Origin of the sequence: Tardiphaga sp. vice304, assembly GCF_007018905.1 — a bacterium.
In the GTDB taxonomy this organism is placed as follows: Bacteria; Pseudomonadota; Alphaproteobacteria; order Rhizobiales; family Xanthobacteraceae; genus Tardiphaga.
Window position 1 is genome coordinate 1,233,327 of the sequence record NZ_CP041402.1, and the last position, 23,386, is coordinate 1,256,712.

The window sequence follows — 23,386 nt, forward strand, 5'->3', positions numbered from 1 at the left end:
CTCAATCCTCGTCGCGCGGCTTGGCAAGCTCGGCCTTGAGCGAGAACGTATTCGTTGTGGCAATCGTCTCGCCCGCCGTGAGGCCGGAGACCACCTCGACAGACTGGTCCTCCTTCTGACCGAGCGTGATGTCGCGCTTCTCGAAACCGTCCTTGGTCCGGACAAAAACGATGGGCCGGCCGTCGGATTTCTGGATCGCGGTCACCGGCACGACGGTGGTGGCGGTGCGTTCGTTGAGGGCGATCGCCGCCGTGACGAACGACCCAGGACGCCACGTCCCGTCAGGGTTCGGAATTTCGGCGACGACGCGCGCGGTCCTGGTATCTTTGTCGACGAGGGGACTCACGAAAACGATCTTCCCGGTGGTCGTTACCTCAAGGCCGCGCGCGGAGATCCTCACCGCTTGGCCTTCCTTGACCAGATTGAGGTCGGCTGACGCGACCGACAATTCGACCCAGACGCGACTCAGGTCGACGACGACGAAAAGTTCGGTCTCCAGGCTGTCGCGCCCGACGGCGGTGCCCAATTCGACCTTGCGCTCGACAACGCGTCCCGACATGGGGGCCCTGACATCCTGCCGGCGAAGGCGGGCTTCCGGCGCCTCCGGAAGAGCCACGATCTCGCTCTCTGCTAGACCCAGAGCCATCAACTTCTGCCGGGCGATGTTGACCCTCATGCCGGACTGGGCGGCGGCATTGCGAGAACGCAGATACTGCTGCTCCGTTGCGGCCTTACCCTCCCACAGGAAACGGTCCCGGTTGGACAGGTCCTGCTGCAGGTCGTTCGTCAGGCGGGCGGCTAGGTATTCGCTCTTGGCATCCGCGACCTCCCGGCTTTCGAGAACGGCGATCACTTCGTCCTTGGCTACATCGTCGCCGATGTTCTTGCGCAATTCGGCGACCGTTCCGGACAGTTTAACCGAGACGTGCGCGATCCGGTCCGCGTGCGGGATGATTCCACCGGGGACGACGAGCCGCTTGGCGATCATGCCCGGTCCTACCTTCGCCAGATCGATCTGGGCGAGCCTGATCTGCTCGTCGCTCATCGCCATGCCAGAGACGAGCTCCGCGGCCGATGGCTTCGCTGCGCTCGCGGGCGGACTGGACGGCCCGAGCCCGATCGTACGCTGGACCGTTATTGAGAGACCGGGGGCGAGCGCGAACACCGCGGCGCCAGTCACGAACGCGAGAACAATCATGGTCGGACGGTTGGGCATGTTGCTTTCAGACATGGCCGGGCGCTGGCGCGGGCAGGGTCAAAGGTATTTTGAGATGGCCTTGAACTCGTCGACGGTGGACTTGCCGGTCCCGTTCGCCGCGGTGTCGAGACAGCGGTCGACGTGATCGTGGATCAACGTCCTCTTCGCTTCGCTCACGGCCTTCTCGACGGCATGAAGCTGCTGCGCCAGATCCAGGCAGGAGCGGCCCTCATCGAACATCTCGATGACGCGCCGCAGATGGCCTTCGGCCCGCTTCAGCCGCTTAACGATTTTCGAGTGAGATTCGTGGGCGTGATCATGTACCATTCCTACCCATATCCCCCCGGGGGGGATATGGCAACGGCACAATTGGTCGCAGAAATGTCTATCCACCTTCGCCATCCGCCAAAGCTTCGGCGCTCTTGATGAGGACGCCGCCTGCTCCGCGGCCGACCCCTACCATGATCGATATCGACATCGCGTGACCTTGCGCGCACGGAACAGGTGATGATCAGGTCGCTTACCGTCGAGCGGACCGAACGCAAAGCGCGGCTCCAGACGGAAGCAAGTCCAGGCGGCGCAGGCGCCAATATCTACGACGTTGACGATCGGCAGCGCCGCCGACGAGTTAAGCCCCACGAAAAGCATGGCGGTGCGAGGATCCCCCGCGAGAAGGATGACCGCGTTCGTCGAGCCAGAATTAGATGCGTCAGTCGCTTATCTTCCAAGATATTGACGAGCGTTCGCAACCCCAAATGATTCGGCAAAAAACGTGAGGAGGCTGCACACCCACAGGATGGCGAGGCCAAGCAACGCCCATTTGAAATCGGAGTTGATGTCGAAGTTGATGCCTGTCATCAAACCGATGGAGAGCAAACCTGTCAAAGCGGCGGCCGCGACGGCGCCGTACTGGCGAGAACGATAGGACGTCGCTGCCAGTGCGATCGTTAGAATACCGGTCGCCGAGATGTATCCCCCCAGCACCCGGAATACCTGGGTGAGCCACAACGTCAATTGCGGAGCCACGGCTTCGAGTTGCGCCTGAGACGCGCCCACATAGCGGAGGTCTTCCGGAAGCAACGGCGGCCGCAACACCAGGAAATACGCGCCCACGGCCAGCAAACCCGAGCCGAACAAGATCAGGAAGATCGACGAAACGGGCCATTGCTTGGTAGGAAGCTTCATGGCTCTCCTCGGCCTGTACAGTCGTCAAATGCCGATCGAGAGGACTTTGCGCCTCTGTGGTCGCCAAATGTCGGCATCCAACCCGGGGTCGCCGCAGCGTATCGTTCATAGGCCTCGCCGAATTCCAAGCGGGAGTTACCGTCTTCCTGGTGTGCGAGATGGACGTACATTGAGACCAGCACTGGAAACATTGCGAGCGTGAGTATGGTCGGCCACTGCAGCAGGAAGCCGAACATCACCAAGATGAAGCCGACATATTGCGGGTGACGGATATAAGCATAGGCGCCCTCCGTCGCCAGTTCCCGGTGTTGCTGGGCGACGTACAGCCTACGCCAGGCCGCCGAGATCAAAAAGAAGCCGCCGGCAATGAATGCGAAACTCAAGATATGGAACGGGCCCGCGTGAGGGTTTGTCTTCCAGCCGAACATCATCTCAAGCAAATGTCCGGCGTCGTGCGAAAACCAATCGACGTTAGGATAGTGTGATTGCAGCCAGCCAGAGAAGAAGTATATCGTAAGCGGAAAACCATACATCTCGGTGAAGAGAGCGACCAGGAATGCGCTGAAGGCGCCAAACGAGCGCCAGTCACGGGTCGTCTGAGAGCCGATCCAAGAAGATTTGATTCAGGAGCATTGGGTTGAGCGTGTGAGGCGCCTGAGCATGATGCGGATCATGGCGAGACGGACGAAGGCTGCAACGGTCTTGGTGTAGCGCTCGAAATCGCGCATCAGACGACGATTGCGGCTGATCCAGGCGAGAGTCCGTTCGACGATCCAGCGCTTGGGCAGCACGACGAAGCGATGGAGATCGGAACGCTTGACGATCTCGATCTTCCAACTTCCCGTCGCGGCGACAGTCTTCGCCATTTTGGGTCCCTGATAGCCGCCATCGGCGAAAATCCGCTCGACGAAGGGAAAGCGCCGCCGCGCCCGACGTAGCAAGTCATGGGCGCCGTCGCGGTCCTGAATATCTGCGGCATGGACGCTCACGCCGAGCAAGAGGCCGAGTGTGTCGACGAGGATGTGGCGCTTGCGGCCCGTGATCTTCTTGCCCGCATCAAAGCCCTGCGGGTCGAGTGCAGACCCCCTTTTTGCGCTGCCTTGCTGCTTTGAGAGTCGATGATTGCGACCGTGGGACTCGCCTCGCGTCCGGCTGCTTCGCGCGTTGCTACATAGAGTGCGTCGTGAATGCGATCCAACGTACCGTCCCAATCCCATACCATGAAATACAAATGTGCCGTACTCTTGGGCGGCAGATCTTTCGGCATCGCACTCCATTGGCAGCCGGTCGACAACACATAGAAGATCGCATTCAACACCTCGCGTACATTGACCGAGCGGCGGCGTCCGCCTCGCCGCGCGGGCGGGATCATCGGAGCGACAAGCATCCACTCCGCATCACTCAAATCACTGGGATAGCGCAAGCTGCGCCGGTCGGCAGTCAGACGGTGTTCAGGCTTCCACATCGTGTTCTCCTGTCACGAATCACTCCGAGACATGGAATCACAACTGACTCATCCGACTCAAGTTCTTCCTGGATCGGCTCTGAGGCTTGAAGAAGCTGTACGCGAACAGGATAAAGACGAACGAATTGATGAGTACAAGGCCCCATAGACCATAGGCCGGTGAGTCATTCATGGTGCTTTCCTCTCCTCGCTTGGCAGACCAGTGCCTCCGTTGCCGTGATGTCCGTGATGCATAAAGAGATGCATGAGGGGGCAGGCGAGGAGCGGCAACCAAATGAGCAGACCAAGGACGTGCGATCTATGTTCGGTGAACAGGAGCGCACCGGCGATGACGGCAAATCCTATGAACACCAGCCCTGCGCGCGATCTCAGAAAGCTGGTTTGAGGTGTCCCGCCTTCACCGTGTGAATGATCGTGCATCGACATCGATAACTCCTAGGTCGCGAAGACGATACTTGCAATAAATTGCGACGTTCGACCGCTTCAGTTCCGTGGTGATTGCATTCGTCCCGGTCCCATCTGATCCGGTTGCATCGCCCCTTGTCCCTTTTTGCTAGGCTGTGTTGAGGCAGCCATCACCGCCATCATTCCCACGCCCATATGCGGGGCGAGAAGTTCGTTGGCCGTCCCCTTTTGACTATCCGATAAAACCTCATTCAGCTTGGCGAGGGCGGATTTCATCATCCGGGTTCCCTCAAGGCGCGCCAGAAGCCATTTCTCTTGTAGGTCCAGACGGTCTGTGATCGTCGACGTCTGGAGTTGCGCGTCGCCCGTCGCCCCCATCATCGAAGCGCGGATTTCGCCGAGCTTGTTCGCATTGGCGCGTAAAGCGTCCGCGAAGGCATTCCACGCGCTTGCTTGGGCCTCGGTGATCTTGAGTTTCGTTCGCAGAAAGGCGATGCGGCCTTCTACGTGGTCCATAGTTGCCATGCCGCCCATGCCAGGACCCGTCATTCCCATCGATCGCATCATCCCCATCGTGTTCATCATAGACATGCCACTCATCATGGTCTTCATGCTTTCCATCATGCTCATCATCGGCATGGTAGCGCCGCCTTGCATCGAGCGCATGCCCGGCTGGTTCGCGGGCGGTGTCGGGCTTTCAGGGACAGGGGGTGATTGCGCGCTACCCGAGGGGTGGTGGGAATCATGTTCGGCCGGGGCTTGCGCCGATGCCGGAGCAGTAAGTGCTGCGACCGCGAGTGCAGCTGCATAATCAGTCGCTTCATAGCCGGCCTCCTATTGCTGACGAGGGAAGTACAATATTTTGGCCTTTCGGCTCGTCGAATGTGGCCCAAAGCGAATGTCGGGCACTTGAGGCGGGTCAAATTCTCCATTTTAGAAAGAAAGGTGCCTGCGCGTGCCTGCGGGCTTTGCGTGACGATTATTTCGTCCTGCTGGCGATTACGGGCCTTCGAGCGTCGCTTCAGGTTGCAAGCAATCCGGCGCGGTCATGCGCCTTGTCGAACGGAAAGACGAATCCGAGATCGGGCGCCGCAAGATGCTTGTCGGTTTGCGGGCAGGCCAGGCGCGCAAGCAGGTCCCTGATGACGTTCAGGTGCGCGGACTGCTTGTCGTCGGCCCGCACTACGATCCAAGGGGATAATGGGCTCGACGTATGCGCAAGCATCTGATCCCTTGCCTCAGTATAGGCGTTCCAGTGCTTCACGGCGACGTCGTCTATGGGACTGGTTTTCCACAGTTTCAGCGGGTCGTGCCGTCGATCCTTAAGCCGTCGTTTCTGCTCTTTCTTGCCGATATCGAGGTAGTATTTCAGGATCTGAATCCCGGAGCCGATCAGCATGTGCTCGAAAGGAAGGACGTCTTCGATGAACTGCTCATACTGTTTGTCGGTGCAGAACCCCATCACTCGTTCGACGCCTGCCCGATTGTACCAGCTTCGATTGAATAGAACTAATTCCTGCGCAGCGGGCAAATGAGGCACGTAGCGTTGAAAGTACCATGAGGCGCCGTCCCGGTCGGTTGGCTTGCCAAGAGCCACGACATTGGTTTCCCGTGGGCTGAGGTGTTCGACGATCCTCTTGATCGTCCCGTCCTTTCCACTTGCGTCACGCCCTTCGAAAATAACCAGCACCTTGTGATCGTGCTTGATGATGTGCTTTTGAATCTTGACCAGTTCGATCTGGAGCTCGCGTAGCTCTGCCTTGTTTCGTCCGTGGCCATTGTTCTTGTGACGAGCCTTTATCCTATTCGGCATTCGGTTCACGATACTTCAAGAGGGTTCACTGACGTCGATTGCCGGTGAGTTGCAGCAGGAAGATAAACAAATTGAGGAAGTCGAGATAAAGGGTTAGTGCGCCCATGATGGCCTTCTTCCCGGCCAAGACGGAGCCATCGCTCTCCAGGTAGACATTCTTGATTCGCTGGGTGTCGTAGGCGGTCAGCCCGACGAACACGAATACTCCGATCAGTGATATTGCGAACTGCAGAGCCGATGACGCCAGAAAAATGTTCACCACGCTGGCGATGATGATACCGAAAAGCTCCATCAATAGGAACGAGCCAACACGGGAAAGATCTGTTCGCGTCGTGTAGCCATAAAGGCTCATCGCGAGAAAGGTTGCCGCAGTGATGAAGAAAGTGCGAGCGATACTGACGCCGGTATAGAGCAGGACGAGCCCCGCGAGAGACAAGCCGACGAGAGCGGCATAAGACCAAAAGGAAGCCTGTGCGGTGCCGACGCCCATCTTCTCGATGCGGAAGCTCAGAAAGAATACCAGAACCAGCGGCGCCAGCGCGATGCCCCAAAAAAGTACCGGGGTCTGCACCAGCGACGTGTACAGGCCGGGTTCGGCCGCGCCATAGGCGACAAGTCCGGTAAGGACTAGGCCTGATCCCATGTAGTTGTAGACGCTCAGCAGAAACTGCCGCAGACCGGCGTCTATCTCCGCTTGCAAAGGCTTTGCTCTCGAAAGCTCGGCCACATGGGTCGCGTGATCATCGGTCATGGGTGGCTCTCCTGCGTTCGAAGGCTTGGGGCCGGTATGCTGAAATAAATCAATCCCGCGGGACCCGCCCGTCAGGAAACATACCTTGACGCAAAGCGCTCGGTATTAATCTATGTCAATGTTTGATGAAGCGTTCCGCCTATAGTAATATAAGTAGTCCTCCGAGCATCAGACATCCCTAAACTAACCTGCCTTACGCCAACTTAGGGCGTGGCCTCATTAGCGCGTAGCCAAATCCGGATTGATGCGAGTTTAGCGAACGCCAGATAATTGGCTGCAAGTTTGTCGTATCGGGTCGCGATACGGCGACATTGCTTGATCTTGTTGAAAAACCGTTCGATCAGGTTCCGTGCGCGATATAGATACGGGCTGAAGCAGATCGGGTCTTTGCGATTTCGTTTCGGTGGGATGTTTGCCCATGCTCCTTGCTGGCGGGCAAGCTCCCTAATCCAGTCGGCGTCGTAACCGCGATCCGCGAGCAGCATCGTTTCGGGAAGCAACGAGCCGAGGAGAACCGTACAAAGCCGATTGTCGTGTGCCTCACCGGGCGTCAGTGCGAGATGGACGGGCAGGCCATTGGTGTCCACGACCGCGTGAATCTTGCTGGTCAGGCCCCCTCGCGACCGACCCATATCCTGGTGATTGTTGTCAGAAACGCAGGCTCCATGTTGGTGCACGCGCACGATGGAGGTATCGATCATCTGCACCGACGCGTCATGACCGGCGGCAAGTGCATCCATAATTTTGGTCCCACACCCCCGCCCGACGCCACCGAACGAAGCGATTGTAACAGGTGGTGCGCGGACCATAGATCGCCGGCAGGTCGCGCCATGGCGCACCCGAGCGCAGGACCCAAAAGATGCCATTGAGCACGCAACGGTCATTTACCCGCCGAACGCCCGGGGCTTGTTGGGCAGCATCGGCTTGATCGCGGTCCATTCATAATCGCTGAGTTCGTAGCGCATGATTCGAGGCTCCGGTTTCGGAGCTTGAATCGCATCGGTCGCTGAGCTGCTAATACTATGAATTTGCTTCCGCTTTCGGCGGCATGGCGGACATGGCCGAACTCGCTGCTGGCTTCGCACGGGCGCGAATGACTCCAAGCGGACCTTCCCAGTTCCAATTGTATTCGTCCCAGTCAACGGAACAAATCGCCCCTTCGGAACCTTGGTAGTCACGACATTCCGATTTGATGTCTTAAGGAGATTTGTCATGTATTTAATCCTCGGCGCTTCGGCGCGTTTGCTCGCGGTATCTGCGCTCACGACTTTGAGCTTTGCGACCGTTGCGAAGGCACAGATGTCTGGTCAGGGGCCGGGTGGGGGCGGCATGATGGGTGGCGGCTGGGGATGGGGGATGGGCTACGGAATGGGCGGATTCGGAGGGGTCGGCGTGCTCGTGGTCGCCTTGGTGGTACTTGTTATCGGTGTCATGGCGTTCCGTCGTCGCAGTCCATAAGTCACACTAGAACAACACACCGTTCGATTGGAAAACACGCCGATTCTTTCTGATGGGGTCCACAATGAAATACGCGATCATTCTCGCAGCCGTCATGGCTACCAGTGCTTTCGCAGTCAGCCCGGCATCCTCAAAGATGATGATGTGCTCCGGGGAACACCTCACTAAAATGACGACGATGATCGGTGGTATGCCTGACGGCCCGCATAAGTCGGAGATGTACAAGCATTTAGCGATGGTGAACATAGCGATGGCCAAAGACGGCATGCGCGGATGTGCCATGTTGATGAAGAAGATGACGGGACGTAAAGGAGCGATGCGATCCGTGCCTCAACGCTAATCACGCTCTGGGCTGGCCTATGGAGCTCTGAGTAGTTTCCGACGCTACCACCGGTCGTTTCTGCTGGCTACGAATTCGTATGTTAGCGGAAGGGATAGCTCTGGGAAGGTCCAACAGCTTGTTGCCAGGCCACGGGCTCATTGCAACCGCGCTAGAAGTCCCAGGTGATAAAGGTAGAAGACTGATGAGACGCGGTTTACCGGCCGATTTGTTAAAGCCGGCCCCAAGCTTCGGCCGCGTACAGACCAGGCGCGCACCCACCTAATCCGGACGTAGCCGTACGTTGCCGGGCGGCGATGGGACGACCTCATTCAAAGCCGAGCGGATCGAATTAAACTCCAATATGCAAGTTGCGCAAGCCTGCATCGAGCAGTTACGTCTCAATAGGTCCGCTCTGATAGCGCGCCTGTCAGCGGAGCCGCTGCATTAGGCGCGGGTAGCCCTAAGGCGACTGCGGTAAGCACTATCGCTATTCGAAACAATTCTGGCGGACCAAGAATGCGGACGGCTTAAACGCGGTTTGCGCGATATCTCGCACAAACTTGGAGAGGCTCGCGATCTGGACGTCTATATTGCCCGCAGCGCACTTTCGAAAACCGTTAAAAACGTTGACCTTCATCCGCGCGCAATGGAGCGCGCTGGTCGGGCCCGTTCTGAACGGGATCGCGCCCACGGGCGCGTCATGAGCACGCTCCATTCGAAGCGCTTTCGCCTGCTCATGGACAATCTTTCCGTCTGGATCGAGCGCGGCCCCCGGTGCAGTATGAAAGAGCATAAGGGTCGATCTGCATGCGATCAGCCGATCCTGGATTTCGTCGCCCGCGTCCTTGAGCTTCGTTGGAGAAGGTTGAAACACCGTAGTCGTCATTTCGACCGGCTCTCGCCAGGCGAGCACCCCCGAATTCGGATCAAAGCCAAGAAAATGCGATATGCGTCTGAGTTCCTTTCAAGTCTCATGGCCGATCCAAAGCACCGCAGTCGGCATAAGATGTTCATAGCGGCGCTCGAATCTCTGCAAACCTGCCTCGGCAACGAAACGATGTTCAGGCAGAGCATGAGATCGAGGCCAAGTTGGCACGCTCCGGTGATGCGGCAGCGGCTAGGAAATGCAATCCTGTGCGCGTTGCGGCAGGTCCTCGCGGCGCAAAGAAGGAGCGTATGGCAGCGCTGCTCGGCTTAGCTTCCGAGGCGCATCGCCGACTCCTGAATGCGAGACCATTTTGGAAAAGCTAGACTGTCGCGGAAGCGTCGTCTTTGGCAGCCGCATTCCGCACGTGACCTATATCAATATGTTAATCCAGGATTGCGTCAACGTGAGGTGAGTATCTGGAGCCCATGCTGCTTGTTTCCGACCATGCCAAGCCGGTCAGCTAAATAGCCGGATCCCCCTAGCCAAAGCCAACAGGAGAAAAAGATGACCAATAAGAACGAGACTTCACAGCCCACATCGGCACACGGTTGCTGCGGCAGTCAGACTTCCAACGAAAAGGCCGGGCTCGCGGTTGCCAAGCCGGAAGCGGCTCCGTCCCCAGCGGCGAAGCGCTCAGCGACGACGGGAGGCGACGGATCTTGCTGCCATGGTGAAAGTTCTTCCGAGACTGATCACAAGACCAAGCACACGCATCGATCATAACCATCGTGGCAGTTGCAAAGCAGCCATCCATGACAACGAGCATGCTCAACTCAACGTCGACGACCGGCATCCGGTCGCTGACCCACGGCTTCGTCCGGAGCGCTCATTCCGGAACCCGTCCATCATAGAACTTCGTTTGCAGTAGGCAATTGCCTATTTGAATAATTCCGGGCATTCGCGACAACACTTGTTCCACACGATGATGTAGATCAGGTGCAATGTTCCGAGGCCGCGAGAAAACAAAAGAACGATATGTAGGCAAAGCTCAGAAACACGTAGTCCACAATCGTAACAGCGATCAGCGTCACTCCGAACAAACGTATGTGCAGGTAGGTGGAGATCATGGTCGGGGTAATAAGTAGCACAACATAGATCAGATAAGTCAGCCAGCGCGGGATCAGATAGTCGAGAAACATGGTGTCTTCGTAAGCCAGTGACTGCCGGTTTATTCGAACGTCGACCCAATCCGGATGGAAAAGATGCGGGACGAAGAGCACCAGGCCGAACACAATTCCGGCCAACGCGAAGCCGAGCAACGGAAATTTGCGGGGACTGGCTGGAGGCTCCAGGAAATAGATGCTGAACGGTACCCAGACCGGCCAAACAAGCCAGGAGAAAAAGATAAAGCCCATGGCCGCCCACCAGATCATGGACGGGTCGGAGTTGTTTACTCCCATCCAGACATGGCCTTCCATAATCTGCTGAAGACCGGCCAGAGTTGGCATCTGGGAGACGGGCAAGTAGCGCTTGTTTGTCGTGAATGATTTCCAACCCGCAAAAAGTCCGCCGACGACCAGGATGCCGCCGGCAGCAAAACTTACAGGTTCGCAGAAGCACATAGTTCACCTTCTATCTCCGACGGAAGCGAGCATCAATGACCAAGATTACGCTAGAAGTCGGCGACCTGTTGTCGGTCCTCGGCGCACACGGGATCGAACGGCAGTTGCAGCGCGTTGCGGGCGTCGGACGCGTATGGGTCAACCCGGTTTCTGGATCTACGACCGTTATGTTCGATCCCGGGAAAACCGGACCAACTGCGATCCAAGCTGCGATTGAAACTTGCGGCTTTCATTGTGCGGGCGTGGCTCTGCCCCGGCATATTTGCGATAAGCCCGCATCGTCGGTTCCTGGTCCAGAAGTTCTTATTAGCCAGCTTGTGCCTTCGAATAAGGCCCATGCTGGGATCGGACATCCCGCCATGGGCCATCCCGAGGCGATAGAAAAAAGCAAAGGGCATGGCGGGGGAAAGACCGACGCCATGGCGCATGAAATGGGCCACGGCGCCGGAATGGACATGGAGGTCATGGTCCGCGACATGCGCAACCGCTTCTGGATCGCGCTGGCCTTCAGCCTGCCGATCTTTCTTTTCTCTCCGATGGGCATGGACTTCATTAAGATCCCGCCGCCGTTCGGCCTGCGGCTAGACCTTGTCCTGTTCATTCTGGCGAGTGCCGCCATCCTCTACCCAGTCTGGCCCTTCGTCGTGGCGGCGTACCGCGCGCTCCGCAGCGGTGTCGCTAATATGGCAGTGCTGGTCGTGCTCAGTGTGGGCACTGGCTATCTGTTCAGCGTTGGCTCCACGTTCTTTTACGGTGGGCAGCAGTTCTACGAAGCCTCCGCAATTCTTCTCGTCTTCATCCTACTCGGACACTGGCTTGAAATGCGCGCCAGGGCCGGGGCATCCGAAGCCATCCGTGCGCTCATGGATCTGGCGCCTCCCAAGGCCACGGTGCTGCGTGACGACAAGGAACTCGAATTGCCGACCGCGGAGATCATATCCGGGGATACCGTCGTGATCAGGCCCGGCAATAAGATCCCTGTTGACGGAACGGTTCTGGAAGGGACGTCCTTAGTCGACGAATCCATGCTTACAGGCGAATCGATGCCCGTGAACAAGAAGGTTGGCGATACGGTCATCGGCGCGACCATCAACAAAAGCGGCGCGTTTCGGTATCGCGCGACCAAGGTCGGCGCTGACACGGCGCTCGCGCAAATCGTCAAGCTGGTCCAGGAAGCGCAGAATTCCAAGGCGCCGTCTCAACTCCTTGCCGATCGCGCGTCGCAGTGGCTGGTCTTGGCTGCGGTCGCCGTAGGCCTGCTCACGTTCGTCGTCTGGTATTGGTGGATAGGACAGACGCTCCTGTTCGCACTCAGCCTCACGATCACAGTCTTCGTGATCGCTTGCCCGGATGCTCTTGGGCTGGCGACCCCGATGGCGATCATGGTTGGAACCGGACTCGGCGCCATGAATGGCATCCTATTCAAGAACGCTTCAGCGCTGGAGGACGCAACCAAGCTGAATGTCGTCATCTTTGACAAGACGGGTACGCTGACGATGGGGCACCCCGAAGTCGTGGACCTGGCGATAGCTGCCGGTGCCTCCGAGGATCAGTTGCTATCCGTGGCCGCCGCCGTGGAAGCTGGATCGGACCACCCCTTGGCCCAAGCAATCCTGCGCCGTGCCGTCAACGTAAAGGCTCCGAAGGCTACCGGCTTCAAAAATCTCGAGGGGAAAGGCGCCCAAGCCGATATCGATGGCAAAACGGCTTTGCTCGGCAATAAGCTGCTGATGACCGAGAACAAGATCGAGCTCGGCGAACTCAGCGCAAAATCCGAGGATTTGCAGGGCGCCGGGCGGACGGTCGTTCATCTCGCAGTGAGCGGCAAGCTCGTTGGTTTGATCGCTATCGCCGACGCGGTGCGGCCTACCGCGGTGGAAGCGGTCAAGGCCCTGCGCGCGCGGGGCGTCGAGGTTGCCATGCTGACCGGAGACAATCAGGGCACGGCAGATCGCATAGCGAAGAGTCTCGGCATAGAAAAAGTGTTTGCCAACGTGTTGCCCGGAGACAAGGCGGGGAAGGTGAAGGAACTGCAGGCACAAGGCAAGAAAGTTGGAATGGTCGGCGACGGCGTGAACGACGCTCCGGCCTTGACGCAGGCCGATGTCGGCTTCGCGATCGGTGCCGGCACCGACGTTGCGATGGAAAGTGCAGACATCGTGCTCATGAAAAGCGATCCGTTCGACGTGGTAGGTGCCATCGAACTGTCCCACGCGACACTCAGAAAAATGCATCAGAACCTGTGGTGGGCAGTCGGCTATAATGTTATTGCCTTTCCGCTGGCGGCCGGTGTCCTCTATCCGTTTTTGCTTGGGCCGAGCATCGCCGCTCTTGCCATGTCCGGCAGTTCTGCGTTGGTCGCGATCAACGCCCTGATGTTGAAGAGGACCAAGCTGACAGGTATCCGCCGTCAGCGCCCGTCTGGTTCGCCTGGGGAGCTCAGTGCCGCCGCGGCGATGTCTTGATCATGCGTGCCGTGTCGGGCGTGCCGACGAGCACCATGGCCGCATTGATGCTGTCCGTGTTCACCGTGTCGATCGGTTACGGCGTCACGTTGCCACTTCTTCCTTATCTAATCGAGCGGCTCCTCGGTGCAGGGACCGATGCGACCCATGTCTCGCGCGCGACTGGTTTGCTTACCGGGCTCTACACGCTCTCACTGTTTCTTTTTGCCCCGGCGTGGGGACATTTGTCCGACAGGTATGGACGTCGTGTCGTCCTCTTGATCGGACTATTGGGATTCAGCATGACGATGGGGATATTTGCGTTCATCGAAAATCTGGCAGCGGTGTATGCCGAACGCTTTTTGAGCGGAATGTTTGCTGCCGCGGTCACGCCGGTAGCGCTGGCTGCGATCGGAGATCTAGCGAGTACGGAAGAGATCAGAGCGCGGCGCCTAACCTTCATCAGTTTGGCGGGAATAATTGGCTTTCTGCTTGGACCCATGCTGAGCGTAGCAAGTGCCAGAGGCGCCGCCAGCTTGTTTCCCGTCGGGGGCGCAATCGGGATACTGGCCATCCCGTTGGCGGGGACGGCGGTCTTGGCGCTCTTGGCGGCGGCCGCAGCGGCTGTAACCGTTCCCGCTCAGGAAAATACTGAGGACACGATCGGACGCGAGGGCGAAAGAGCGAGGGGCCGTACATGGCTCGTTGCGAGGCTTCTTATGCTGGCTTTCCTCGTCTCAGTGGAGTGGGCGTGTTCGAGGTCGGATTGGCGCTTCGCGGAAAGCAGGAACTCGGACTGACGCAATATCAAATCGCCATGATGTTCACAGAGTGCAGTTTGGTGATGTTCGTCGTGCAAGCGATCGTGTTCGCGCCGTGGATCGAGCCCACCACGACGCGTTGGTTTATTGCACCCGCTCTTGCCATTTTGGCTGTTGGACTATTCCTTGTCCCACGTGCTTCCGACTTCACTCTGATGCTTGCGGTTGTGGCCGCGGTCGCGTCGAGCGCCGGCATTCTCTCTCCGATTCTGACATATTGGATATCTAGCAACGGCGGCAAGGCAAGGGGTGCACAGCTTGGCATGCAAACGGCTGCAGCGAGCCTCGGTGCTGCAGCCGGTTCGGCCGCCGGGGGCCTTCTATTTAATGTTGCGTCTCTGCCCGGTGCCTCGTTTTTGCTTGCGGCCGTGTTGACCCTTTTAGGTCTGCTTCTGAGTTTCGGCCTTCCAAAAGCGCTGCGAAATCACCGCGAAGCAGCCAACGACGGGCAGCGCCGCCCCACTCACTGAGTTGGCGGAAAACCTTTGATGGTTTCTCAGCTTAACGACCTGCCATCGAGCGAAGCATCGGCGGGCAGCGTAGCGAGGCGAAAGCCTTAGCGCTGAGTGTATCGGGTGCCGCCCCGACTTGAAAAAGTCATCAGTTATTCAGGATTTGGGGCGCCATCAGATACTCGGCCGCCGCGATAGTCAGCACAGCAACGATACTGCATGTCCCGCGAGGGGACCATGCGCATATTCCGCGTTGATGAGGTGATACCAAAATTATCCGTCTGCAGCGGTCCGAAGGGTCGCTTCATTTATCATCTTTGACGAGGTCGCTTGCCAGAGACGGTGCACGACCATCCCCGCAGCCATAGCGAGGGCGAACACGATGACGGCCGGCGACAGGGTTGCCAGGTTTTCCAAAGCTGGGCCGGGGCATAACCCAACGAGGCCCCAGCCAATTCCGAACAATGCCGCCCCGACCACCAACGGGCGATCGATACTCATCTTCGTCGGCCAGAAGTTTTGAGCGGCAAAGAGCGGTTGCGCCCGGCGCCGTACCAACAAGAAGCCTGGAGCCGAAACGGCCAATGCGGCGCCCATGACCACGGCGAGGCTGGGGTCCCAGTCCCCGAAGATATCGAGGAAGCCGAGAACCTTGGTTGTCTGGACCATTCCGGAAATCAGCAGGCCGGCGCCGAACACCAACCCGCAAACCAAGGAAGCGATCATCAGCATGACTCAAATCCCGAACACGTGGCGGGTGATCGCGACGGTTGCGATTGCAGCCACCATGAAGATGGCGGTTGATGCGACGGAGCGAACGGATAGCCGCGCCACTCCGCAGATGCCGTGGCCGGAGGTGCAACCGCCCCCGAGTCTTGTTCCGAAGCCGACCAGAAGGCCAGCCGCGATGATGATGGCCCAACTCGCCGGCATTTGTGGCGACGGCATTTCATGGCCTATCAGGCCGGCAATCAAAGGCGCCAGAATGAGCCCTACGATAAATGCTACGCGCCAGCCTTTTTCTTCGCCGCTGAAATCAAGCAGCCCGCCGAATATTCCGCTGATGCCGGCAATCCGGCCGATCGACAGCATCAACATCACAGCGGATAGCCCGATCAGCCCGCCGCCGATTGCGGCTGATATCGGTGTGAAATTGGCCATGACGGTCCTTCATCTTTTTCTGTCGCGGGGATCTCTGCGGCTTCGTTGGGCTTGTTACAATGGCGTAAAGCGCAGTCGCAGGGCGTTGCCAACCACGCTGACGGAGGATAGCGCCATGGCGGCGGCGGCGATGATGGGCGACAGCAGGATGCCAAAGGTTGGATAGAGAACGCCTGCGGCGATCGGGATGCCGGCGGCGTTGTAGAGGAATGCGAAGAAGAGATTCTGACGGATGTTACTCATGGTGGCCTGCGAAAGCCGGCGAGCGCGAACGATGCCGCCCAGGTCCCCTCCGAGAAGAGTAATGCCGGCACTCTCCATGGCGACGTCCGTTCCCGTGCCCATGGCGATGCCTACCTCAGCGGCGGCCAGCGCAGGGGCGTCGTTGACGCCGTCGCCCGCCATGGCGACGATACGCCCTGCCTTTTGCAGCTTGGAGACAACGGCGCTCTTTTGATCCGGAAGGACCTCTGCCTCGACGTCGTTGATACCGAGTTGTCTTGCGATCGCATTCGCCGTGGTCCGATTGTCGCCAGTCAGCATGATGACTTTGATGCCTTCGGCTGCCAGAGCCTTCAGCGCATCCGCCGTCGACGCCTTGACGGGATCGGCGATGGCAAACAGCCCTGCCAACTCGCCGTCGACTGCGATGTTGATGACGGTAGCGCCATTGCCGCGCATGCGTTCGCCTTGCTCGTTCAGCGGTTGGGTTTCGATGCCGAGCGAGGTCAGGAAGTTCGAGTTGCCGAGCAGAACAGTCTTACCGTCGACCTTGCCGGTCGCGCCTTTGCCGGTTGGCGAATCGAACCCTTCGACCTTTCCCAGTTCCAAATTGCGCTCTTTCGCGCTTCGCACGATCGCATCGGCGAGCGGATGCTCGCTGGCGCGTTCTACGCTGGCCGCCAGCCGCAGGATATCGGCCTCTGCAAATCCGGGAGCGGCAACGATTGCGATAACCTTCGGCTTGCCCTCAGTCAGCGTTCCCGTCTTGTCGACCACCAGTGTGTCGATCTTTTCCATACGCTCCAGCGCCTCGGCGTTCTTGATCAGCACGCCAGCCTGCGCTCCACGCCCGACGCCGACCATGATCGACATCGGAGTGGCGAGGCCCAGCGCGCAAGGACAGGCGATGATCAGCACGCTTACGGCTGCCACCAGGCCGAACGCCATCCGGGGATCCGGCCCAAACCACGCCCAGGCGCCAAAAGCGATCAGCGCCGCGATGATCACGACGGGCACGAACCAGCCGGAAACCTGATCGGCCAAACGCTGGATCGGCGCGCGCGAGCGCTGGGCATCCGCCACCATCTTGACGATCTGCGAAAGCAGGGTGTCGCGTCCGACTTTGTCGGCGCGCATCACGAAGCCGCCAGACTGGTTGAGCGTGCCCGCGATCACCTTAGCGCCTGCCTCCTTGGTGACGGGCATGGATTCGCCAGTCACAAGGGATTCGTCGAGTGATGAGCGGCCTTCAAGAATGAAGCCATCCACCGGGACTTTTTCTCCGGGCCGGACCCGCAATTTGTCGCCTACGGCGAGACTGTCGATCTGGACCTCATGGTCTGCGCCGTCATCTCCGATGCGGCGAGCCGTCTTAGGCGCAAGTTCGAGCAGGGCTTTGATGGCACCGGACGTCGCCTCGCGGGCCCGAAGTTCGAGAACCTGGCCGAGCAGCACCAGGACGGTGATGACCGCCGCCGCCTCGAAATAGACCGCGACCGCGCCGCCGTGCATGCGGAAAGCGGGTGGGAAGACGCCGGGCGCGACGGTGGCGACCAGACTGTAGGCATAGGCGACGCCCGTCCCCATCGCGACCAGCGTGAACATGTTGAGATTTCGTGTGACGAGCGACTGCCAACCGCGCACAAAGAATGGCCACCCAGCCCACAGCACGACCGGCGTGGCGAACGTGAGTTGGATCCAGTTCGACAGCGTCGGATCGACCCAACCGTGGCCTGCCATGAGATGGCCGCCCATCTCCAGGACCACGGCGGGCAAGGCCAGCGCGAGGCCGATCCAGAATCGCCGCGTCATGTCAGCCAGTTCGGGATTCGGCTTGTCGTCGAGGCTGACCAGTTCAGGCTCAAGCGCCATTCCGCATATCGGGCAGCTTCCGGGGCCCACTTGGCGGATCTGCGGATGCATCGGGCAGGTGTAGATCGTCCCTTCCGCGATGGGGGGATGCTTCGCATCGATCTGGGATTTGTTCAGGTACCGCTCCGGATCGGCGGCAAACTTGGTACGGCAGCCCACGGAGCAGAAGTGATATGTCTCGCCGTCATGTTGGAGCTTGTGTTCGCTGGTCTCCGGATCGACGGCCATGCCGCAGACGGGATCGACCGTCTTTCCGATGCCAACGGTCTTTTGGTGATCGTGCGCTTGGTGTGTTGAGTCAGAGCCGCAACACCCGCCTCCGGCCGTCTTGGCCTTAGATAAGAAGCTCTCCGGAGCAGCCGCGAACTTCGTTCGGCAGCCAGCGGAACAGAAGTGATAAGTTTCGCCGCTGTGCTCGAACCGGTGTTCGCTCGACGTGGGATCGACGGTCATGCCGCAGACGGGGTCTATCGTCTTGCGCCCGGCTTCAGGGACTTGGTCGTGGCCATGATCCTCATGGCCGTGGGATTTGCCATTGGCGGAACCTCCGCAGCAAGACGCTGCCGAAACCGACTCTTCAGGCGTCGCCGGAGCCTTCGATGAACACCCACAACCCCCGTGCGAATTTGCTTTCTGCGTCCCGGTCATCTAAATCTCCCTCACGACTTGAAACCCATACCTTGTAGGGGTATATGGGCCTCATGCAGGATGACATCAAGGTTTCCGTGAAAAAACGCCTCGGCCGGATCGAGGGACAGGTCCGTGGGCTGTCGAAGATGGTCGAAGAGGATCGCTATTGCATCGACGTCGTGACGCAGATCTCGGCTGTCCGAGCCGCGTTGCGACGCGTTGAAGAAGAGGTACTTAAAGACCATGTCTCGCATTGCGTGGAACATGCCATCGCGAGCGGCGACAAGGCCGATCAGCGCCAGAAGATCGCCGAACTGATGGCCGTGGTCGGACGAGCGGAACGATGACGCTGAGTTCGAGTTTCAGCTTTGCGGAATTCTTATCGACGGCTATGGTACGGGTATGGACTCGCCGAGAAATCGAAAGCAACCGATTCTAAATGCTCGTTAGGCTCAACAGGATCAAACGGACGAAGGCAGGGTGGTTCGTCGCCCTGGTCTATCTTCTGTGCGTGCTGGCGCCGACGATCTCATACGCCCTGCCCGGCGAGCATTCCGTCGCTCCATGCCTGACCCACGATGGCCATATGTCCGGCATGATGCGAGTGCACAGCGATGCGCCGGCACGGCACGTTCATTCCGACGGCCACGTTCACGAACACGCCGCAGCCCATCATGTAGTCGATGTAGATGGCGACCACATTCCGACGAAAATAGGGTCGAACGGCAAGCAGGTCCCCGAAAACGCTCCCCACTCGCCCGACGGACAGTGCTGCGGGCTCATGTGCGTCTCCGCGCTTCCGGCGACGCTGATCGATATCGCGACACCTTCGGTCCCGACGGCCATTTGCCAGTTCGAGGGGTACCGCAAGGTTACCGATAACGCTCCCCATAGGCTTTATCGTCCCCCCATTTCCTGACCTGACCTAGTCGACGGGGTGCTGCGCCTGAGAGGGCGTGGACGCCTATGGTCCATCGTCATTTCAGGGAAGCACAATGTCTGCGCAGTTTGGGGCGAGACTCGCCGCCGTTCATTCGGTGGTTGAGAATCTATATTCCATCAGGTTTAGGACTATCGCTGGTTTGGCCGCTGCGGCCCTCGCTCTGGGGGGCTGCCTGCCGACGACAGTGCCCTTGGCCGGAGCCGATCCGGCAGATCCATCGGCGAGAGTCGCGGGCGTCGGCTATCGTTCGACCGTCGCTCCCTACACCCGCCTTCGTCCTGTCGCTCCGTCGTCGTGGAGGGAGCAGAACGACCGTGCCGCTCCCGCGCCGAAATCAGGCCAGTAGGAGCGGACATGTCCGACACGCATCATATCCGCCGCCGTACGCCCGCCCGTCGCGGCTCCAGGCCCGCAGCGGCCGCAGTCCTGCTTTCGTCGCTCTTCCTCTCCGGATGCGCTACCTTCTCACCTGATGCCGGCATGGGCGTCGTCGCAGGCGTCGCCGGCGAGACGATCAAGAAGGACGTCATCTCGATCAAGACGCAGGACGACGCGCTGCGCGCCGACGGTGCGGTCAAGAGCCTGCTTCGGCGCTCGCTGACGGTGGACAGCGCGGTGCAGGTCGCGCTGCTCAGCAACCGCGGGCTCCAGGCCGCATACAACGAATTGGCGCTCGCCGAGACCGACCTCGTCGCGGACACTCTGCCGCCCAACCCGACGTTCTCCATATCCCGCATCTCCGGAAGCGGAGCGGTCGAGATCGAGCGCCAGATCGTGGGAGACATCCTCGCTCTCGCAACGCTGCCGTTTCGTTCGGAGATCGCCCGCCAGCGCTTCCAGAAGGTGCAACTGCGCGCTGCCGAAGAGACTCTGCGGCTCGCCGCCGACGTCCGTCGCGCCTACTACCGGGCGGTGGCCGCCAACGAACTGGTTGGCCTTCTGACCGACGCCAAGTCGACGGCCGAATCCACCGCCCAGCTTGCGGGGAAACTCGGCGAGACCGGGTCGCTCAACAAGCTCGACCAGGCCCGCGAACAGGTGTTCTATGCGGAAACGACGGCCGATCTGGCGACCATCCGACAGGAGGCGACGAGCTCGCGCGAGCGGCTCATACGGCTGCTCGGGCTGTGGGACGGCGATGTCGCCATCAAGCTGCCGCAGCGCCTGCCGGTCTTGCCGCGGCGGCCGCTTTCGCTGCCCGGCATCGAAGTCGATGCCGTCACGCATCGCATCGATCTCCAGATCGCCCGGATCGAATTGGGCGCCCTCGCGAAGTCACTCGACCTCACCCAGGCCAGCCGTTTCGTGACGATGATCGACGTGGCCGGCATCGACCGCAAGACCCGCGACCCGGAGGGGCCGCCGTTCCGCGAGCGGGGTTTCGACGTCCAGTTCCAGATCCCGATCTACGACGGCGGCGAGGTGCGCGTCCGCCAGGCCGCCGAGACTTACAACCAGTCGTTCAACCTTCTGACCGAGAAGGCGGTCAACGTCCGCTCCGAAGCGCGCAACGCTTTCCGGGTCTACCGGTCGACCTACGACATCGCCGGACACTACCAGCGCGAGGTCCTGCCGCTGCGCAAGATCATCTCGGACGAGATGCAGTTGCGCTTCGGCAGCATGCAGGTCGACGTCTTCGCGCTGCTCACAGAGGCAAGACAGCGCATAGCGGCGTTGCGCGCGGCCATCGAGGCCAAGCGCGACTTTTGGCTCGCGCAATCCGAACTTCAGACCGCGGTCAACGGCGGCGGTCGCGGCGAATCCCAACCCGAAAACAGATCGTCGACGACCGCGCAAGCGTCCGGCGGCGGAGGGCATTGACGATGGAGAATCCCATGTTGTCCCGCAGAAACTTCCTCGGCACAGCCACGGCGCTCGCAGGCGCGGCCGCGATCACTGGTCGCGCGCAGGCGGCGAGCATTCCCGAAGCCCCGACGATGGAGAAGGTCACGATGCAGCCGCCGCTGCATCCGACCAGCGGGCCCGATTACAATCCCGTGGTCACGCTGAATGGTTGGACCTTGCCGTGGCGGATGAACGGCGACTGGAAGGAATTCCATCTCGTCGCCGAGCCGGTCGAACGCGAATTCGCCGAGGGCATGAAGGCGCATCTGTGGGGCTACAACGGTCAGTCGCCGGGTCCCACCATCGAGACCGTGGAAGGCGACAAGGTCCGGATTTTCGTCACCAACAAGCTGCCCGAGCACACGACGGTCCATTGGCACGGGGTCATCCTGCCGGCCGGGATGGACGGCGTGGGCGGCCTGAGCCAGCCGCACATCCCGCCGGGCAAGACGTTCGTCTACGAATTCGAGATGAAGCACAGCGGCACGTTCATGTACCACCCGCATTCGGACGAGATGGTTCAGATGGCGATGGGAATGATGGGGATGATCGTCGTGCATCCGCGCGACAAATCGTTCCGGCCCGTCGACCGCGACTTCGTCTTCATCATGAGCAGCTATGACATCGATCCCGGCACCTATCTGCCGAAGGTCACCGAGATGACCAACTTCAACATGTGGGCCTGGAATAGCCGTGTGTTTCCCGGCATTGATCCGTTGGCTGTGCGCTTGGGCGACCGCGTCCGGGTCCGCATGGGCAACCTGACGATGACCAACCATCCGATCCATCTCCATGGACACAATTTTGCCGTCAGTTGTACGGACGGCGGCTGGGTGCCCGAGAGCGCGCAGTGGCCTGAAGTCACGTCCGACATTCCCGTGGGCGCGATCCGCGCGTTCGACTTCACCGCCGACAATCCCGGCGACTGGGCGTTCCACTGTCACAAGTCGCATCACACCATGAATTCCATGGGCCACGACGTCCGCAATCTGATCGGGGTCAACAAGAAGGATCTGGCGAAGGTCCTGGGCAAGCTCGCTCCCGACGCGATGGTGATGGGAACGACCGGCGGTGCCATGGGCGAGATGGAGATGCCGATGCCCGACAACACGTTGCCGATGATGACGGGCTCCGGGCAGTTCGGCCCGATCGAGATGGGCGGCATGTTCACCGTGATGAAGATCCGCGAGGGACTCGCCCGCGACGACTACAAGGATCCCGGCCCTTACGACTTTCCGAAAGGCACGGTCGCATACGAAGTCGAGGCGCCGCAAAGCACCGCGCCGCGCCAGGTCAACGACAAGACGAAAGCGAAGCCCGCGGCCCCGCAGGAGATGAAGGGCATAAACATGAAGGGGATGAAAGGAATGAAGGGGATGTAGAGGCCTCGACCATGCCGATCAAACCGAAACAGGTGAAACCGATGAAATTAGTTCTAACGACAGGAGCCGTCGCGCTGGCCGTCCTGCTGCATGCCGTGCCGGTCCTCGCCGAGGGCGGGCACGGCGGTCATGCGCACGACGACGCCTTCTCGACCGGAGAGCCCGGCGACGCGAAGAAGCCGGGCAGGATCGTGCAGGTCACCATGACGGAGGCGAACGGCAAGATGCTGTTCACTCCCGGCAAGGTGGAGATCCGGAAGGATGAGCAGATCAGGTTCACGCTGCGCAATAGCGGTGCGCTCGATCACGAATTCGTCCTCGCTACCACCGCGGAGAACCTGAAGCACGCTGAGTCTATGAAAAAGAATCCCGACATGGAGCACGACGATCCTAACGCCAAGAAACTGGCTTCCGGAAAGAGCGGCGATCTCGTCTGGAAGTTCACCAAGGCAGAGGAGTTTGAATACTCCTGCCTGATACCCGGTCACCGCGAAGCGGGCATGATCGGCACCGTCGTCGTCAAGTAG

The 23,386-nt window shown here is 59.7% G+C and carries 24 protein-coding genes and 3 pseudogenes; 12 read left to right on the forward strand and 15 right to left on the reverse strand.

Annotation, left to right across the window (positions count from 1 at the left end; genetic code table 11):
• Nucleotide 1: 1 nt before the first annotated feature.
• The 11 genes and pseudogenes from FNL56_RS05810 to FNL56_RS05860 all read right to left on the reverse strand — a co-directional run bounded on the left by FNL56_RS05810 (nucleotide 2) and on the right by FNL56_RS05860 (nucleotide 7,782).
• Nucleotides 2-1,216: an efflux RND transporter periplasmic adaptor subunit gene (locus tag FNL56_RS05810; RefSeq protein ID WP_143571930.1), complete on the reverse strand. Its 1,215-nt coding sequence runs from the start codon at nucleotides 1,214-1,216 to the stop codon at nucleotides 2-4.
• 39 nt (nucleotides 1,217-1,255) lie between these two features.
• The gene (locus FNL56_RS05815) at nucleotides 1,256-1,525 is read right to left on the reverse strand and encodes a metal-sensing transcriptional repressor (protein WP_143571931.1); all 270 of its coding nucleotides are present in this window, start codon (nucleotides 1,523-1,525) and stop codon (nucleotides 1,256-1,258) included.
• A gap of 390 nt (nucleotides 1,526-1,915) precedes the next feature.
• Entirely contained in the window at nucleotides 1,916-2,383 is a 468-nt protein-coding gene (locus tag FNL56_RS05820) for a hypothetical protein (protein ID WP_143571932.1), read from the reverse strand.
• Nucleotides 2,380-2,997, reverse strand: a pseudogene (locus tag FNL56_RS05825) (methyltransferase family protein); the annotation flags it as partial. The pseudogene FNL56_RS05825 and the gene FNL56_RS05820, both read right to left, overlap by 4 nt.
• 9 nt (nucleotides 2,998-3,006) lie before the next feature.
• Nucleotides 3,007-3,848, reverse strand: a protein-coding gene (locus tag FNL56_RS05830; protein ID WP_143577604.1) for an IS5 family transposase whose coding sequence is annotated in 2 segments (ribosomal slippage) — nucleotides 3,007-3,464 and nucleotides 3,464-3,848 — 843 coding nt in all. Because the reading frame shifts where the segments join, the coding sequence is not laid out codon by codon here.
• A 76-nt stretch (nucleotides 3,849-3,924) separates the two neighbouring features.
• A pseudogene (locus FNL56_RS28195) lies at nucleotides 3,925-4,020 on the reverse strand (methyltransferase family protein); the annotation flags it as partial.
• Nucleotides 4,017-4,274: a DUF2933 domain-containing protein gene (locus tag FNL56_RS05840; protein ID WP_143571934.1), complete on the reverse strand. Its 258-nt coding sequence runs from the start codon at nucleotides 4,272-4,274 to the stop codon at nucleotides 4,017-4,019. The gene FNL56_RS05840 and the pseudogene FNL56_RS28195, both read right to left, overlap by 4 nt.
• Nucleotides 4,275-4,331: 57 nt before the next feature.
• Entirely contained in the window at nucleotides 4,332-4,892 is a 561-nt protein-coding gene (locus FNL56_RS05845) for a Spy/CpxP family protein refolding chaperone (protein ID WP_246661512.1), read from the reverse strand.
• Between the two features lie 382 nt (nucleotides 4,893-5,274).
• Nucleotides 5,275-6,066: a polyphosphate kinase 2 gene (ppk2, locus tag FNL56_RS05850; protein ID WP_143571935.1), complete on the reverse strand. Its 792-nt coding sequence runs from the start codon at nucleotides 6,064-6,066 to the stop codon at nucleotides 5,275-5,277.
• 25 nt (nucleotides 6,067-6,091) lie between these two features.
• The gene (locus FNL56_RS05855) at nucleotides 6,092-6,817 is read right to left on the reverse strand and encodes a Bax inhibitor-1/YccA family protein (protein WP_143581826.1); all 726 of its coding nucleotides are present in this window, start codon (nucleotides 6,815-6,817) and stop codon (nucleotides 6,092-6,094) included.
• Nucleotides 6,818-7,020: 203 nt separating this feature from the next.
• Nucleotides 7,021-7,782, reverse strand: a pseudogene (locus FNL56_RS05860) (IS5 family transposase).
• Between the two features lie 247 nt (nucleotides 7,783-8,029).
• Between FNL56_RS05860 and FNL56_RS27955 the strand changes: the two are divergent.
• From FNL56_RS27955 to FNL56_RS28755, 3 genes are all read left to right on the forward strand, one after another.
• Entirely contained in the window at nucleotides 8,030-8,275 is a 246-nt protein-coding gene (locus FNL56_RS27955) for a hypothetical protein (protein ID WP_210245476.1), read from the forward strand.
• A 64-nt stretch (nucleotides 8,276-8,339) separates the two neighbouring features.
• The gene (locus FNL56_RS05870) at nucleotides 8,340-8,615 is read left to right on the forward strand and encodes a hypothetical protein (RefSeq protein WP_246660871.1); all 276 of its coding nucleotides are present in this window, start codon (nucleotides 8,340-8,342) and stop codon (nucleotides 8,613-8,615) included.
• A 520-nt stretch (nucleotides 8,616-9,135) separates the two neighbouring features.
• The gene (locus FNL56_RS28755) at nucleotides 9,136-9,795 is read left to right on the forward strand and encodes a CHAD domain-containing protein (RefSeq protein ID WP_368039334.1); all 660 of its coding nucleotides are present in this window, start codon (nucleotides 9,136-9,138) and stop codon (nucleotides 9,793-9,795) included.
• A gap of 662 nt (nucleotides 9,796-10,457) precedes the next feature.
• Here FNL56_RS28755 and FNL56_RS05885 read toward each other — a convergent pair.
• Nucleotides 10,458-11,087 (reverse strand): DUF6629 family protein, encoded by a 630-nt coding sequence (locus tag FNL56_RS05885; RefSeq protein ID WP_246661624.1) that lies wholly within the window; start codon nucleotides 11,085-11,087, stop codon nucleotides 10,458-10,460.
• 35 nt (nucleotides 11,088-11,122) lie between these two features.
• On the opposite strand from FNL56_RS05885, the gene FNL56_RS05890 reads away from it, so the two are divergent.
• The 3 genes from FNL56_RS05890 to FNL56_RS28210 are packed head-to-tail and all read left to right on the forward strand — an operon-like array spanning nucleotide 11,123 to nucleotide 14,822.
• The gene (locus FNL56_RS05890) at nucleotides 11,123-13,552 is read left to right on the forward strand and encodes a heavy metal translocating P-type ATPase (protein WP_143571939.1); all 2,430 of its coding nucleotides are present in this window, start codon (nucleotides 11,123-11,125) and stop codon (nucleotides 13,550-13,552) included.
• A 2-nt stretch (nucleotides 13,553-13,554) separates the two neighbouring features.
• A complete protein-coding gene (locus FNL56_RS28205) occupies nucleotides 13,555-14,331 on the forward strand; it encodes an MFS transporter (RefSeq protein ID WP_246661654.1) in 777 nt (258 codons plus the stop codon).
• A complete protein-coding gene (locus tag FNL56_RS28210) occupies nucleotides 14,283-14,822 on the forward strand; it encodes an MFS transporter (RefSeq protein ID WP_246661515.1) in 540 nt (179 codons plus the stop codon). The genes FNL56_RS28205 and FNL56_RS28210 overlap by 49 nt, the downstream gene beginning before the upstream one ends.
• 255 nt (nucleotides 14,823-15,077) lie before the next feature.
• Here the strand turns inward: FNL56_RS28210 and FNL56_RS05900 are convergent, their stop codons facing one another.
• From FNL56_RS05900 to FNL56_RS05910, 3 genes are read right to left on the reverse strand one after another with little or no spacing between them, the layout of a single operon-like run.
• Complete coding sequence (locus FNL56_RS05900; RefSeq protein ID WP_143571940.1) at nucleotides 15,078-15,536, reverse strand: DUF6691 family protein; 459 nt, start codon at nucleotides 15,534-15,536, stop codon at nucleotides 15,078-15,080.
• 3 nt (nucleotides 15,537-15,539) lie between these two features.
• Complete coding sequence (locus tag FNL56_RS05905; protein WP_143571941.1) at nucleotides 15,540-15,965, reverse strand: YeeE/YedE family protein; 426 nt, start codon at nucleotides 15,963-15,965, stop codon at nucleotides 15,540-15,542.
• Nucleotides 15,966-16,019: 54 nt separating this feature from the next.
• Nucleotides 16,020-18,707, reverse strand: a complete 2,688-nt coding sequence (locus tag FNL56_RS05910; RefSeq protein ID WP_143581827.1) for a heavy metal translocating P-type ATPase — start codon at nucleotides 18,705-18,707, stop codon at nucleotides 16,020-16,022.
• 53 nt (nucleotides 18,708-18,760) lie between these two features.
• Here FNL56_RS05910 and FNL56_RS05915 point away from each other — a divergent pair, with 53 nt between their 5' ends.
• The 6 genes from FNL56_RS05915 to FNL56_RS05940 all read left to right on the forward strand — a co-directional run bounded on the left by FNL56_RS05915 (nucleotide 18,761) and on the right by FNL56_RS05940 (nucleotide 23,386).
• Nucleotides 18,761-19,036, forward strand: a complete 276-nt coding sequence (locus FNL56_RS05915; protein WP_143571943.1) for a metal-sensitive transcriptional regulator — start codon at nucleotides 18,761-18,763, stop codon at nucleotides 19,034-19,036.
• Nucleotides 19,037-19,128: 92 nt separating this feature from the next.
• Complete coding sequence (locus tag FNL56_RS05920; protein WP_143581828.1) at nucleotides 19,129-19,608, forward strand: hypothetical protein; 480 nt, start codon at nucleotides 19,129-19,131, stop codon at nucleotides 19,606-19,608.
• Nucleotides 19,609-19,684: 76 nt separating this feature from the next.
• Complete coding sequence (locus FNL56_RS28215; RefSeq protein ID WP_143581829.1) at nucleotides 19,685-19,978, forward strand: hypothetical protein; 294 nt, start codon at nucleotides 19,685-19,687, stop codon at nucleotides 19,976-19,978.
• Nucleotides 19,979-19,986: 8 nt separating this feature from the next.
• Nucleotides 19,987-21,453, forward strand: coding sequence for a TolC family protein (locus tag FNL56_RS05930; RefSeq protein ID WP_143581830.1), 1,467 nt, complete (start codon nucleotides 19,987-19,989; stop codon nucleotides 21,451-21,453).
• A 14-nt stretch (nucleotides 21,454-21,467) separates the two neighbouring features.
• On the forward strand, nucleotides 21,468-22,859 hold the full coding sequence (locus tag FNL56_RS05935) for a multicopper oxidase family protein (protein ID WP_143571947.1): 1,392 nt from the start codon (nucleotides 21,468-21,470) through the stop codon (nucleotides 22,857-22,859).
• A gap of 11 nt (nucleotides 22,860-22,870) precedes the next feature.
• On the forward strand, nucleotides 22,871-23,386 hold the full coding sequence (locus FNL56_RS05940) for a cupredoxin domain-containing protein (RefSeq protein WP_246660873.1): 516 nt from the start codon (nucleotides 22,871-22,873) through the stop codon (nucleotides 23,384-23,386).